Annotated in this window: 16 protein-coding genes; 4 read left to right on the top strand and 12 right to left on the bottom strand. The window is 43.3% G+C overall.

Features of this window, described 5'->3' with window-relative positions; all coding sequences use genetic code 11:
• Positions 1-7: 7 nt before the first annotated feature.
• Positions 8-328, bottom strand: a complete 321-nt coding sequence (locus C9414_RS05250; protein ID WP_024424860.1) for a thioredoxin family protein — start codon at positions 326-328, stop codon at positions 8-10.
• Entirely contained in the window at positions 315-1,343 is a 1,029-nt protein-coding gene (locus tag C9414_RS05245; protein WP_047203488.1) for a PTS sugar transporter subunit IIC, read from the bottom strand. The genes C9414_RS05250 and C9414_RS05245 overlap by 14 nt, the downstream gene beginning before the upstream one ends.
• 200 nt (positions 1,344-1,543) lie before the next feature.
• Here C9414_RS05245 and C9414_RS05240 point away from each other — a divergent pair, with 200 nt between their 5' ends.
• Positions 1,544-1,990: a YtoQ family protein gene (locus C9414_RS05240; protein ID WP_107163213.1), complete on the top strand. Its 447-nt coding sequence runs from the start codon at positions 1,544-1,546 to the stop codon at positions 1,988-1,990.
• Between the two features lie 46 nt (positions 1,991-2,036).
• Here the strand turns inward: C9414_RS05240 and C9414_RS05235 are convergent, their stop codons facing one another.
• A complete protein-coding gene (locus C9414_RS05235) occupies positions 2,037-3,110 on the bottom strand; it encodes a M42 family metallopeptidase (protein ID WP_039180701.1) in 1,074 nt (357 codons plus the stop codon).
• Between the two features lie 199 nt (positions 3,111-3,309).
• On the opposite strand from C9414_RS05235, the gene C9414_RS05230 reads away from it, so the two are divergent.
• On the top strand, positions 3,310-3,624 hold the full coding sequence (locus tag C9414_RS05230) for a PepSY domain-containing protein (protein ID WP_003217759.1): 315 nt from the start codon (positions 3,310-3,312) through the stop codon (positions 3,622-3,624).
• 41 nt (positions 3,625-3,665) lie between these two features.
• Here the strand turns inward: C9414_RS05230 and C9414_RS05225 are convergent, their stop codons facing one another.
• From C9414_RS05225 to trmB, 3 genes are all read right to left on the bottom strand, one after another.
• Positions 3,666-5,363: an NAD-dependent malic enzyme gene (locus C9414_RS05225; RefSeq protein ID WP_080967198.1), complete on the bottom strand. Its 1,698-nt coding sequence runs from the start codon at positions 5,361-5,363 to the stop codon at positions 3,666-3,668.
• A gap of 74 nt (positions 5,364-5,437) precedes the next feature.
• On the bottom strand, positions 5,438-6,286 hold the full coding sequence (locus C9414_RS05220; RefSeq protein WP_107163212.1) for a YtnP family quorum-quenching lactonase: 849 nt from the start codon (positions 6,284-6,286) through the stop codon (positions 5,438-5,440).
• A gap of 115 nt (positions 6,287-6,401) precedes the next feature.
• A complete protein-coding gene (gene trmB / locus C9414_RS05215; RefSeq protein ID WP_024424866.1) occupies positions 6,402-7,043 on the bottom strand; it encodes a tRNA (guanosine(46)-N7)-methyltransferase TrmB in 642 nt (213 codons plus the stop codon).
• 188 nt (positions 7,044-7,231) lie between these two features.
• On the opposite strand from trmB, the gene C9414_RS05210 reads away from it, so the two are divergent.
• Complete coding sequence (locus C9414_RS05210; RefSeq protein ID WP_025092409.1) at positions 7,232-7,507, top strand: YtzH-like family protein; 276 nt, start codon at positions 7,232-7,234, stop codon at positions 7,505-7,507.
• Here the strand turns inward: C9414_RS05210 and C9414_RS05205 are convergent.
• The 4 genes from C9414_RS05205 to thpR form a co-directional block, all read right to left on the bottom strand.
• Entirely contained in the window at positions 7,504-8,304 is an 801-nt protein-coding gene (locus C9414_RS05205) for a phosphotransferase family protein (protein WP_047203548.1), read from the bottom strand. The genes C9414_RS05210 and C9414_RS05205 overlap by 4 nt on opposite strands.
• 285 nt (positions 8,305-8,589) lie before the next feature.
• Positions 8,590-9,519, bottom strand: a complete 930-nt coding sequence (locus C9414_RS05195) for a YegS/Rv2252/BmrU family lipid kinase (RefSeq protein WP_047203492.1) — start codon at positions 9,517-9,519, stop codon at positions 8,590-8,592.
• A gap of 48 nt (positions 9,520-9,567) precedes the next feature.
• Complete coding sequence (locus C9414_RS05190) at positions 9,568-10,503, bottom strand: hypothetical protein (RefSeq protein ID WP_047203493.1); 936 nt, start codon at positions 10,501-10,503, stop codon at positions 9,568-9,570.
• Between the two features lie 25 nt (positions 10,504-10,528).
• A complete protein-coding gene (gene thpR / locus C9414_RS05185; protein ID WP_047203549.1) occupies positions 10,529-11,080 on the bottom strand; it encodes an RNA 2',3'-cyclic phosphodiesterase in 552 nt (183 codons plus the stop codon).
• Positions 11,081-11,174: 94 nt separating this feature from the next.
• On the opposite strand from thpR, the gene cysK reads away from it, so the two are divergent.
• Positions 11,175-12,104, top strand: a complete 930-nt coding sequence (gene cysK, locus C9414_RS05180) for a cysteine synthase A (protein WP_107163211.1) — start codon at positions 11,175-11,177, stop codon at positions 12,102-12,104.
• 56 nt (positions 12,105-12,160) lie between these two features.
• Here the strand turns inward: cysK and C9414_RS05175 are convergent, their stop codons facing one another.
• Positions 12,161-12,778 carry a Type 1 glutamine amidotransferase-like domain-containing protein gene (locus C9414_RS05175; RefSeq protein WP_107163210.1) on the bottom strand — a complete coding sequence of 206 codons (618 nt, stop codon included), beginning with the start codon at positions 12,776-12,778 and terminating at the stop codon, positions 12,161-12,163.
• 29 nt (positions 12,779-12,807) lie between these two features.
• Positions 12,808-14,208: a dipeptidase PepV gene (pepV, locus tag C9414_RS05170; RefSeq protein WP_107163209.1), complete on the bottom strand. Its 1,401-nt coding sequence runs from the start codon at positions 14,206-14,208 to the stop codon at positions 12,808-12,810.
• Positions 14,209-14,251 lie beyond the last annotated feature (43 nt).

Below are 14,251 nucleotides of genomic sequence, written 5' to 3'. Positions count from 1 at the left end.
CCTTTCGTTATTTAGAAAGAGAATCTGTTAAAAATGCTTCAATCTCTTCCTTTGTCTTACGATCTTTGCTGACAAAGCGGTTAATCTCTTGTCCGTTTTTAAAGACTAAAAAGCTTGGAATGCCGTAAATTTCCCACTCTGCACAAGTGTCAATGAACTTGTCTCTATCGACATAGAAGTACTCAAATTCTGGGTAGTTTGCTTCAAGCTCTGGCAAGAATGGCTCAATAAATGTGCAGTCGGGGCACCAGTCAGCTGAAAATAGCAATACCGTTAAGTCTTCTTGAATCACTTTTTGTAATTCTTCGTTAGATTCAATTTTTTTCATGTTTCATTCCTCCAGTTTGTATGGTTAAATCTCCGAATTGTATATAGCCTTTCTTTCTCATCCATTCTGATACTACCAAACTAATCACTGCCGGGCCAACGATATGCAAGAGAGCTATCGATAGAAATACAGATGGATGAAACCCCATGACGGTGAGGGTCATGAGCTGTCCAACAAGCCCGCTCGTTCCCATTCCCGCTCCTGCCGCATTATTGACCATCCCAAAGCCAATAATACCAATTGGCGCGAGAATCAGACCAGCAATCGTCGGCGGAATCAGGATGAGGGGGTTTTTCACAATGTTCGAAAGCTGCAACTTTGACGTCCCAATGCCGACAGCCGCAAGACCGCCAAAGCGATTTTCTCTAAAACCTGCAGCAGCAAAGCCAACCATCTGAGCACAGCAGCCAATCGTTGCAGCACCAGCAGCTGTCCCGCTTAAATCAAGCATGAGCGCAAGTGCAGCACTTGAAATCGGAGAACTGAGAGCAAGTCCAACAATGGTCGCTACTAGCATGCCCATGATCAGCGGGCTTTGGTCTGTCCCCCACATGATAAGTCTGCCAAGCCCTGTCATCATCGCCTGAATGCCAGGACCGATGAAAGCAGCAGTGAAAAAGCCAGTGATAATGGTGACAAGCGGCGTTAAAATAATATCAATTCTTGTCTCACCACTAACCAGTTTGCCTATTTCCACCCCAATTAGAGCAGCCACGAAGCTTCCGGCTGGTCCCCCAAGCTCTGCTCCAGCGGCACCTGAGACAACACTTGCAAAAATGATTAATGGAGAAGCATTTAAGCGATAAGCAACTGCTACGCCAATTGCCGGTCCCATCAGACCCATAGCAAGCGTACCCATTTTCACAATGAGAGAAAGTGATAACAGACCGCCTGCTGTTTTTAAAATCAGACCTACCACTAATGTAGCAAATAGACCTAAAGCCATATAAGAAAGTGCATCAATGAAATACACCTTTGGCGAAAGGGAGATCCCCTTTCTTTTCAAATAAGTCATCAACGTCGTCTTCCTGCTTTCTCATAGGAAAGACGAAGAGGCCTGTCCTTCCCATTATATGTAGTATTCTTACGATGAAAAATTGTCTCTACCATGAATATCATAATCATATTTTTTTTGCTTTATCAAGCACTTCTTGTGTAACATGAAAAGAAACAGGACAAACCTTTACTAAGTTTGTACAAAAGGAGGAGTTCGTTATGCAATTAACTGTTTATTTAGCTGGAGAAATTCATAGCCAGTGGCGTAATGAAATCAAGGAAAAAAGCCAATCTTTGAAGCTTCCGGTGACATTTGTCGGTCCGATGGAGAATCATGACCGCTCAGATAACATCGGTGAGGATATTTTAGGTGAGCAGCCGAATGCCATTTTCAAAGATGATGCAGCTTCTGATTTGAACAATTTTCGTACTGAAATTTTATTAAACAAAGCAGATGTCGTCATTGCACGCTTTGGTGAGAAATATAAACAGTGGAACACAGCCATGGATGCATCTGCTGCGATTGCAAAAGGGAAACCTCTTATTTTAATCCGTCCAAAAGAGCTGCACCATCCGTTAAAAGAACTCTCAAACAAAGCAAATATCACTGTGGAAACTGTAAACCAAGCGATCAAGGCGTTATCTTACGTGTTTGAACAGCAATAAGAAAAAAGGCTGCTCTTATTGAAGAAGCAGCCTTTTTCTATTCTATTTATACTTGTTGATAAATAGAATCCACTGTACTTTGATCACAATTTTTCACTAGGCGGACAATTAACTCTTTTGCCGCTGCGTAATCATCCACATGTAACACAGAATGACTTGTATGAATGTAGCGTGCGCAAACCCCAATGACAGCAGAAGGCACACCTTGGTTTGAAATATGAACACGTCCAGCGTCCGTACCACCCGGTGATACGAAATATTGATATGGAATGTTGTTTGTCTCAGCAGTATCGAGTACAAAGTCTCTCATTCCGCGGTGCGTAATCATTGTTCGGTCAAAAATACGCAGAAGTGTACCTTTTCCAAGCTGGCCGAACTGTGTTTTGTCACCTGTCACATCGTTTGCAGGACTTGCATCTAAAGCGAAGAAAAGATCTGGCTGAATCATGTTTGCAGCTACCTCAGCTCCTCTAAGCCCTACTTCCTCTTGAACAGTTGCTCCTGAATACAACTGGCATGAAAGTGATTCATCTTTTAATTCTTTTAATAATTCAATCGCAAGGCCGCAGCCATAGCGGTTATCCCAAGCCTTCGCTAAAATCTTTTTTGGATTCGCCATTGGGGTAAATACCGTTGCAGGAACGATTTGCTGTCCTGGGCGAACGCCAAGCTCTTTTGCCTCTTCTTCACTGTCTGCACCAATATCAATAAGCATATCTGACGGTTTCACAGGTTTGCTTTTTTGTTCTGGTGTGAGAAGGTGAGGAGGTGTACTCGAGACGACACCAGGAATTGGACCCTGATCGGTATGAACGTCCACACGCTGCGCCAGCATGACTTGACTCCACCAGCCGCCAAGTGTTTGAAAACGAATCATTCCGTTTTTCGTAATCGATGAGACCATGAATCCGACTTCATCCATATGACCTGCTACCATAATTTTCGGTGCGTTTTCCGGCCCTTTGCGTACGCCAAACACTCCGCCAAGACGGTCTTGAATGAGTTCATCAGAATATTTCTCAAGTTCCTTTTTCATAAAAGCACGCACATGGTGCTCATTTCCTGGTGTTCCCTGCAATTCTGTTAAATTTCGGAAAAGCGACAATGTTTCTTCGTTCATTCTACAGTTTACCTCGTTTCTATGTAATGACCATATATATTCCTATAAAAATAACACTCACTTTATACTATAAGAATTCTTTCGGTTTTCCAAGTATCTCTCTAGAAATTTTGAATATGCTTTCAATTATTCGGATTCCTTAACATCAATGGACAAGTTTTGTATAATGGAAAAAACAGCAATACGGAGGTGCAGCACGTTGAAGTTAAAACATGTTTTGATTGGTGCGAGTATTGGAGTTGCCGCTGCAATTGTTGCAAAGAAAGTATTTTTCCCTACGTATATCTCGTCTGAAAAAGCATTAAAAATTGTGAAATCTGCTTTTAAACAGCGCGGCCCGATTGATGGCTCTTGGATTTATACTGTACCAGAACCGTATACCGTAAATGGTGAAACGATTGATGTGTACAAATCTGGCATTACCCGCTCTGCCTTTGGCGAGCTTGAACAGTATGAAGTGATGATTGATGCCAAAACAGGCATGATCGTTGATGTAATTGATTCTGTTGCTTGATCAAGAAAGCTTCGCAAAGACATGTCCTTGCGAAGCTTTTTTTATATGGCTTTGATTTTTTTGTACACAGGATGCCACATCGCGTCCTGCACAGCCTGAATAAGGTCATCAGGCGTTTCTTCTGCAATTCCTTCATCAATTGCTGCCTGCGCCACACGGACGGCCACTGTTGCTGAAACGGTTCGAAGCTGATCGACACTTGGCAGCATCGCTGCACCCGGCTTCCCCACATTGACCATGCTTGCAATGGCTTCAGCACTCGCAACAAACATACTGTCTGTCATCAACCTGGCTTTTGACACAATCGTGCCTAGACCAAGACCTGGGAAGACAAGGGCATTATTCGCTTGTCCAATTTCATATGTGACGCCTCCATATTCAACAGGATCAAATGGGCTTCCTGTTGTCACAAGTGCGCGTCCTTCAGTCCACTCAATCAGATCTTGCGGCTTTGCTTCTGAAAGAGGTGTCGGATTCGACATCGGTAAAATGGCAGGGCGCTCCACGTGTGACGCCATTTCTTTTACAATTTCCTCTGTAAATGCTCCTCCGACCGTCGAGGTGCCAATTAAGATTGTAGGTTTCGCCTGTTTGACGACCTCTAATAGATCAATCGAATGCTTTGGACCATTACGGGCATAATCCTTTACTTCGTCAGAACGTCTTGCATACGGCTTTTGAAATGGCTGAATGTCAGGTGAATCATCTGTGAGCAGCCCCGTTTTATCAATACACCAGAAATGATCATAGGACTCCTCTTCTTTGACTCCATCTCTGACAATGGCATCACGGATTTGCTCGGCTATGCCAATACCTGCCGTACCCGCTCCAAAAATGACGATACGGTGATCTTTCAGCGGAACCTTCGAAGCTTTTGCACATGCCATAACTGCAGCAAGTGAAACGGCGCCAGTCCCTTGAATGTCATCGTTAAATGTACAAATTCGGTCCTTATATTTTTCCAATATCGCACGGGCATTCTTTGTACCAAAGTCTTCCCAGTGAAGGAGCGCGTTTGGGAAAGTAGCACGGGCAAGCTCGACATATTGATCAATGAACTGTTCATAGCGCTCTCCTCGAACACGGGAGTGCTGATTGCCAACATAAAGCGGATCATTTAAGAGACTTTCCTGGTTCGTCCCGGCATCAAGCACTACTGCCAGCACGCGGCTAGGATCAATACCTGCTGCAGCTGTATAAACAGCAAGTTTCCCGACTGAAATGGCAATCCCGCCAACACCCCAGTCTCCAATGCCTAAAATGCCTTCTGCATCAGTGGCAACGATTAAGTCAATTGATTCATCGACACCATAGGATGCAAAAATTTCTTCCATGCCTTCCAGATCATCAATCGATAAATACAGCCCTCTTGGCTTTCGATACTCATGGCTATAACGCTGAATAGCCGTTCCTACAGTCGGCGTGTAGACAATCGGAAGCATTTCCGCCAAGTGCTCATTAAGTAATTTGTAAAAAAGCACTTCGTTTCTATCATGAAGTGATGTTAAATACACATTTTTCCCTAGCTCATCCGGCTGTGCCTTGAACTGCTCATATGCACGCTTTGCTTGATCCTCTAAAGTTAAAACCTTAGGCGGAAGAAATCCCTTTAACCCGAGCTCCTTCCGCTCTTCCTTTGTAAATGCAACCCCTTTGTTTAAATAAGGGACTGACATGACTTCCATCCCTCTTAATGGTGTTTCGATCACATCACCATGTACACGATAAAATTGGTTCACCTGCACTCTTCCTTTCACAAGTTCATTTTGTCGTTATTTTGTGTGAAAGGCGAAAAAAACATACAGATGATCTTTTATCTTCCTGTTTCTCTTTTGATTTCTTGTGTCATCTGCCCATCTTCGTCCCATTTTACAGCACGATAAATGGCATCATGATAAAACAAGTACCACGCATTTTTTTCTTCTGCAAATGCCTGCCACTTTTGCTTGGCTGGAATCGACGTCATTGGGTAATCATCATATGCCAAAACCCAAAGTGGATTTTTATGAGCGTGTGTTGGCATGATATCAGCTAAATGAATCGCTGTTTCGCCCTCACTTGTGAGCGTTAAAATGCTATGACCATTGCTATGGCCGCCTGTATGGTGCAGCTCGATGCCTTCTATCACTTCAATACTTTCTTCAAATGTGACCACTTGATCTGCCACAGGCTCCCAGTTTTCTTTCCAATATGTATTTCTTGAGCGAATGTTCGGCGCTCTCATTTCATCCCATTCGATTTTCGATGTGATGATTTTTGCCTGCTGAAAAACAGACACGAGCTTATCGCCTTCACGTTTTGTTAATCCGCTGGCATGATCAAAGTGCAGGTGTGTCATTAATACGTAATCTATATCTGATGGGCGCAGACCAAGGGCCGCTAGAGATTCTTCCAATTTGGTTTCCTCTGTCACGCCGTAATTGCGTTTTTGTTTATCTGTCAGCTTCCCTGATCCGATGCCGGAATCCACTAACAGATGCAGACCCTTCCACCGAATGAGAATTGGATCACATCGTAATTCAATTTGATTGCGTTCATTAACCGGGTATTTTTTTGACCATAATGGCTTTGGCACGACACCGAACATCGCACCGCCGTCCATGTGCGTATCTCCCCCGTTTAACCAAAACAGTTCCATTTCACCTATTTTCATTGTCTCCATTGCTGTCATCCCTCCTTTTTCTATCGTAGCAAATACAGCCAAAAATCGCATGCACCAATCTTTTCATAAAAAAAGCTGACTGCAATTTTTTTTGCAGCCAGCTTGATGTCACTTGTTATTCTGGGAATTTGACTTCTGATCGATAGATGGGTTGTCCCATAGATGAGAATTTCTCTTCATATTCAGTCATCACGTTTCCTTCTAAGCCGTCCTCATGTAAATCTAGGCTGACATACGTTAAAAGAAGGCCATAGGCAGAAAAACTTTTTAAGGAATATTCAAATAACCCGCGGTTATCAGTTTTGAAATGTAATTCACCGCCTGGACGAAGAATATGTTCATATCGCTCTAAAAAGGTTTTAAACGTCAATCTGCGCTTTTCGTGTCTTGCTTTTGGCCACGGATCAGAGAAATTCAAATACACCCGGTCAATCTCATTTTCCGCAAACACATCTGTCAGCGTCTCAGCATTAATGTTCAAAAGCTTTACATTTTCAACATCTGTCTCTTTGATTTTATCTACTGCCGTCACAATGACACTTTTAAATAATTCAATGCCAATATAGTTGATATCAGGATGAAGCTTGCCCATTCCAGCAATAAAGCTCCCTTTTCCTGTCCCAACTTCGATATGGATTGGATGATCATTTCCAAACAGCTCATGCCATTTCCCTTTATATTGCTCGGGACTTGCTAAAGCAATATGAGCATTCTCAGCTAAGTAATCATCAGCCCATGGTTTATGTCGCATTCTCAATTTGATACACCTCTATTTTCTTTACATTTTATCAAGATACCATGAAACATAAAGACCCGCAAGACAGCATCTTCTATGTCCATATAAAAAGACCAGCCCTTCGCTTGAGCTGGTCTGCCGCATGTATAAATTGGGCGCTGATTGCACAGTTTAACCTCATAAATGACACGCAGGAAAGGAGCATTTGTATGGGTTTAAACCGTCAACATCAGCTTCAATTAATCAAAGATATTTTAACCGATCACCAGCTGGATTGCTGCGGGACTGTTGCAGAATATGAACAGGTGGGACGCGTAATTCAATTAATGCTGGCAAAAGAAGATCTGGATCCCGACATTCGTCAGCTGTTAACAGATATTTATGATTACAGCCAAAAGGGCACCTCTGTCAGTTCAATTGATGCACATATCGAGGAGCATCAATCACATCTGTCTGAGTGGGTCGAAAACATTCCACTGTCTTAATGGATGTTTAACCGTTTTAAGAGTGCATTTAGCTCCGCTTGCACCTCTTTTTGCGCCTTTTCATTCCCTTTTCGTTTATGCCAAACGACAAACGATACGGTTTCAGCGAGCACGTACCACGCCATGCGCTTTCTCAAGTTGTCCGTCAGCGGGGCGCCGTACATAGAGAGCCAGCTTTCCCAGTTCTCTTCCTCAACATAATGGTATAAAAGCGGTCCAAGATCAATCGCTGGGTCTGCAATCATCGCCCCATCCCAATCGATCAAATAGAGCTGGTTTTCATCTGTCAGCAGCCAATTATTATGATTGAGATCACAATGACAGACGACCTTGTCCTCAAAATGGACAGCCTTCACATGCTTCTCTAAATACTGGATGGCACGTGTGATGTCTTGTGAATCAATTTGCTCGTTTAATATGGACTGTTTTAGATGCATCAGAATGGATTCTGGGTCTAGAGAGTGCTTCTCTAATCGCTTCAGCATATCGAGCAATTCTTTTGATGTATGAATTTTTCTTAGCTGCTCTGCTACAGGACGATCATTCATGTCCTTTGGCTTCAGCTCTCTACCGCTCAGCCAGTGCTGTGCAGTAATAACATCTCCATTTTCCATCCGTTTTGTCCAGACAAGCTTCGGCACAATGCCTTCAGCTGACAAAACCGCAAGAAACGGTGACGTATTGCGTTTTAAAAATAGCTTTTGGTCATTGTGTGTTGCGAAGTACGCATCTCCCGTAGCGCCTCCAGCCGGAGAGATGTGCCATTCGCTACCTAATATTTGTCCCAACCAGTTCATATCAATTTTCAACCCATCATTTCTTAAAATATTTTAAATCTTGCTTTTTTAGTCGACAAAATTCAGCCGATTGAGGATCAATTGGCTGTTTCTTTTTTTTATTTATATGATCATAAAAACAAAAAGGACAGCTATTGAGAATGAGATGCTAAACAATAGCCGTCCTATAGATTTTATCGTTACCTTCTTATACTCGTCAAGCAAAACTAAAAAATCAGGACAAGAACCTTACGAAAAAGAAGCCTTTTTTCATGGTTCTTTGACTGCGGACATACCGCAAGTTATTTAAGCACGTAATTTTAAGGATCGTTCACTTGCCTTCACAAAGACAGGCGTTGCACCGATCACTTCTCCATCTGCGTGAAATAAGATTTTTTCATCTGCTTCTAAGTACGCTTCCTCATGCTGAAACAGGGTAACCCCCTTCATCCCAAGGTGCTTTCGAAACACCATTGCACTTAGAAACAAGAGGACTTTGAATGGATTCAAATCTGTGACAACCATCGTTTGAAAACCTGGCTGCCTTGCACTCACTTCCGGTGCTGCTTCCAGCCCTCCCCCGTAATACGGGTGATTGCATACGATCACAAACCACACTTGCCGAAAGACTTTCTTCTCATTTTCAATAAATAACGCAAGATCAAATGGCTTAAACGACCATAGAGAATGGAGAAATGACAGCGGGTAGATGATAAAGCCAAGCCCCAGCCGTTTCAGCCATTTTTTTCCTCTAAAATGCACCGTTTTCCTCAGCACATGTGCGTCAAAACCAACACCGATATGATTGAGAAAAAGAACAGATTGCGGACTTTCGGCATGATCTTGAAAGGAGCCGAGAGAAAATGTTTTGGTGAGCATTCTCTTTTGCTTTCTCACTTCTTTTAGGACATCATGACGATGGATACCGAGACCCTTCGCAGCATCATTCCAATGACCTGCAGGGACAAAACTAAGCTGTACATGATCGATTTCCTTTAAGCCATTCAGTACCTCATGAATCGTGCCGTCACCGCCAATAACAATCAATCGCTGCAGCCTGTCATCCTGCATGGCACTGATTTGTCTTGCCAAAACTTCTGCATGGCCTTCATGCTGGGTGAGAAACGATCGATAAGAGACCTCTACCTTTTGTAATTCTTTCTCTATGCTCCTCCATGTGCGGAGTCCTTTTCCATGTCCTGCTTCTGGATTAACGATAAAGTACCATTCATTCATATATTAGCTCCACTCAGGTCTCATTTTTCGTGACCTTCCATCATGCCTTTAATCGAGCCATTCCTGCCTTCTTTTGCTGTCTGTTTCACCATAAGCAAGCAACGCCTTTGTCGCCTTAAATTGCTGATGCTTTGTCGGCGCCGTATTTTTCCGCTGCTTTTCAAACCACTCTTCTGCCTTCTTCTTATCGATAACCTCCATCCCATATGGAACTTCAGGTAAATCAATATAAGAGGTTCGGCTGATGAGGATTTTTTTCACAGGAAGGTCTACACCACTTTGCTGTAAGATCTTTGACACAACGGTGCCAGAACGCAGAAGGCTTGCACAAGGATTTAAGACGGACTGAACAGCTTTCCCGGTCGCCCGTTTTTCCCAAAAACGTTCCTTCGTTCCGATATAGACGCTGTCTGGCTCGGCCTCTAAGAAGGATAAACAGATTACTTCGAGCGGCGTGATGAGTATCGGACATAATTCCATCTCAGCTTTTTGAATGAGCAGAACCGGCTTGTACATCACAAAATAAGAATCTGGAAGCTGCCTTGCAAGCATTCGCAGCTTTTCATCATATCGAATATGATGGGAGACGGTTGAAATATGTGAAATCGTTGAGCTCGCCCATTTTAATTGCACTTCAAAGAGATGATCCTTAAAAAAGTGAATCAGCTTCGTTTCATCGGTAGGGACGTTTCTGAAAACCCCTTGCTCTATATCTGTAGGCTCGTTAAAAAGACTCAGGTCCCGTTCCTTTTTCATATCGGCTTCTTTTTGCTTTCTCTTTAAGGAGAATTTCTTTCTCTTTTCTTCCTCCTGTTCAGGCACTTGTTGAGGAATTTGGTCAAATGGTTGCTGCGCCTCCTCTTTTGAAGCCTTTTTCAACTCGTCCCATCTTTGTTTTTTCAACCGATTGAATTGATTGATGTAGTGATGCGGGTCTTGTTCATATCGTGATATATAATCTTGAATTTTGATAATTTGCGCCATCTGCTGCTCACTCCAACTTCTAGAATCATTTATGTAATGTAAATTGTTTGATTGCGTGATAACGAGGGGTTTCCTTTGGACGTATTTCAAATAAAGTGATACGCGAAACCTCCATCACATATGGCTCTTTGCGTAAAGGCGCTTGTTCTTCATAAAGGTCATCCGCATTCCATTTGCGCGCAATCGTCATATGCGGATGAAACGGTCTCTTTTCAACAGGGTGTCCTGCTGACAAGACGGCTTTCTTTACCTTTTCTCTTAAATGCATGAGCGGCTCACTTTCATGAGGCTTTGCAAAAAAGACTCTTGGGCGTTCCTTCGCACCAAACTGCCCTACCGCATTCAGCTCTAGTGGAAATGTAGACGCTTCATTTGAAAGGATGTCAAGCAGCCGAATGATCTTTTTTAGACGCTCTTCTGGAATGGCGCCTAAAAAGACAAGGGTTACATGATAATCATGTGGTGCTGTCCATTTTTGAAAGAACAGTCCGCTCCTTTGATCAATGTCTTGTTTGATTTGATGCGCAAGTTGTTCAGGGATGTGAATCCCTATAAAATAATGACGGCTTTCTGACACAATATCACCTGTCCTTTTTTAACAAACTTTACGAATCCCCATTGATGATAGTATAACTAAAGAAATGCGGAATGAGAAGAAAGGGTGTCATATCATGAAAGTTGCACAAAATATAGCTGAGCTGATTGGCGATACACCGCTTGTCAAATTACAGCGGCTACAGCCAGAAAATGCGGCGGCTGTTTACTTAAAGCTGGAATCATTTAATCCTAGCGGAAGTGTAAAAGACCGCGCGGCTTACAATATGATCGTCGAGGCAGAAAAACAAGGGAAACTCACAAAAGGAGCAACCATTATTGAACCTACGAGCGGGAATACAGGGATTGGTTTAGCCATGAATGCTGCCGCAAGAGGCTACAAAGCTATCCTTGTCATGCCTGATACGATGACAAAGGAAAGAATCAATATTTTGAAGGCATACGGGGCGCAGGTCGTCTTAACCCCAGGAGAAGAAAAAATGCCAGGCTGCATTCGCAAGGCGGAAGAACTTGCTACTCAAATTCCTCACAGCTTTATTCCGATGCAATTTGACAATAGAGCAAACCCAGATGCACATAGAGGAACAACAGCGGTCGAAATCATGGAAGCTGTGAAACAACTTGGACAGCCCCTTGGCGCCTTTGTCGCAACAGCTGGAACTGGCGGTACTATTACAGGAACTGGAGAGGAATTAAAAAAGGCATTCCCTCATTTAACCATCCGTGTAGCAGAACCTGAGGGATCTCCAGTCTTATCTGGCGGGGAACCTGGCAAACATAAGCTCGTTGGCACAAGCCCAGGATTTATCCCCCAAATCTTAAACGAGGATGTCTATGATGAGATTGTGCAAGTAAGCGACGAAGATGCGTACCACATCACACGGCAGCTCGCTATGCTTGAAGGAATTTTAGTAGGCCCATCCTCTGGGGCGGCTTGCTATGTAGCCATTGAAACAGCGAAGCAATTGCCGGCAGATCAAATCGTGATCTGTATGACAGCAGATACGGGTGAACGATACTTATCAAGTGATGTTTTTCAAGATTAAAAAAGGAACAGGGCGATGAATCCCTGTTCCTTTTTCTTCTTTCACGGTTAAGATGCTTAGACAGATTTCACCTCAGCCTGCTCCCCTGTGACGAGTAAAGCCTGTTCATCAGTTAGAGGACATAAATCAAGCGTCTGCTGATGCTTCTCCATAATTAGCTGTGCAGCCTCGCCTAAATAGGCATTGTGCATATGCGGTACTGGATAGCGGCTTATTTCATTGCAACCTTGGAATGATGAAAGCTCCGGCGCCTTCTCCTGATCATCCATCATGGAGATATATTCAATGCTTGGCGCCATAATGATACTCCCCGCAGACTCCCCGATGTACAGCTTACCGTTGTTGATTTCTTCTTTCAACACGTCATCGAGACGATGTTTTCTTAACTCCTGCAATAAATAAAAGGTATTGCCTCCTGAAACATAGATCACATCATTTTGTTTGATCATCTGTGTGACCTCTTCTACGGACTGTTCATCTATCTGCACAGTCTCAAGCTGCATCCCTAATTGCTGAAAGGCTCCCTTCGCTGCCTCAACATAGTGCGTGACTTCTTCTACAGCACTTGCCGTTGGAAAGAAAGTCACGCGCTTTCCTTTTAATGATTCACCTGCAAAGTCAGACAAGAGAGAATAGCTGTCTTTGAATGAAGAACTTAAGAACATTTTTTTCACTATGAATCCCCTCTTCTCTTTTCCAATTTCTATTTTGCTAATTCATACATAGCTTGTGCATAAAGAGCTGCTGCTCTCAGTAAGTCATCAATTTCAATATATTCATCCTTTTGATGGGCGCAGTCTGGTCTTCCAGGAAATAGAGGTCCGAAGGCAACGCCAGCTTCTAAAGATCTCGCATACGTTCCTCCCCCTATGGCAATAAGGGTTGCAGGATCTCCCGTTTGCTCCTCATATACCCGCTGCAAGGTTTTCACAAGCGGATGATCTTTTGAGACGTGATGAGGAGGGCTGTCTTCGAATTTTAGAAGGGACGCCCCTTTGATGCTTTCAATTCCTTTTTTGACGTCCATGCCGTCTGCAGTTACTGGATAGCGGACATTTAACCCTAGCTTTGCTTCCTCATTCTGTTTATAGCGGATTGTCCCAACATTCAATGTCAAATCTCCACTAATATCATCTTTGCAAGCAATTCCTAGCTTTTTCCCTCTTGTATCCTGATCAAATAAAGCGTTGACTTGGGAAGTAAAGGCAAGTCCCTGCTCATCTAATTCATGTCCGCATAAGAAATTCGCCATATGAATGCCCGCATTTGTCCCATGCGCCGGCTCCATGGCATGAACGGATACCCCTTTTAATGTAAAATGCAGTCCATCCGCTGTGCTTTTTACCTCACCAGATAATTGATGATCAGCAAGATAGGCTTCGAAGGCCGTTTTTAATGATTCAGCATCGTGTTCCTGTGTAGCAGTCACAGCAGCTGCTGCCTCATCTGGCACCATATTGAGCCTCATACCCGATGTAAATTGCTTAAGCGTATAGCGCTGTTGATTCACTGGTTGTTGATATGTAAATGATAGGGTGGCATCAATAATCCCTTTTTCCGCATGAATAATCGGAAAATCGGCGTCTGGTGCAAATCCAATTTGCGGCATTGCTTCATGCTTGAAATAATGGTCCACACAGCGCCAATCACTTTCTTCATCTGTTCCAATGATCATTCTGATTTTTTTCGACAGCTGCAGACCAGAATCTTTTAAGATCTTCAGCGCATAGAATGCCGCCATGGTTGGGCCTTTGTCATCAATAGCCCCGCGTGCAAAGATTTTATTTTCTCTGATGTCCGCTGAAAATGGCGGGGTTGTCCAGCCGTCACCTGCAGGCACCACGTCCACATGGCACAGCACACCTACGATGTCTTCGCCTTCCCCATATTCAATATGACCTGCATAGCCGTCGACATTCTTGACTGTGAAGCCTTCGTCTTCCCCTTTTTTCAGCATATACTGAAGGGCATCATCGACTTTTTCACCAAATGGCTTTCCTTCTTTGCCGCCTTCTTCATCAAGGACACTTTCAATTTGTAAGAAAGATTGTGTGTCGTTGATCAAGTCATCTTTTTTTCGTATTACTTCAGCTTCCCAATTCATTTTTTCCATTCCTCCTTGAAAAAAGGTTGCAATCCACCCTTAA

Source organism: Bacillus sp. Nf3 (assembly GCF_003028545.1).
GTDB lineage: Bacteria > Bacillota > Bacilli > Bacillales > Bacillaceae > Bacillus > Bacillus safensis.
Note: the sequence above shows the minus strand (reverse complement) of the source record. Positions and strands in the feature narration are given on the sequence as shown.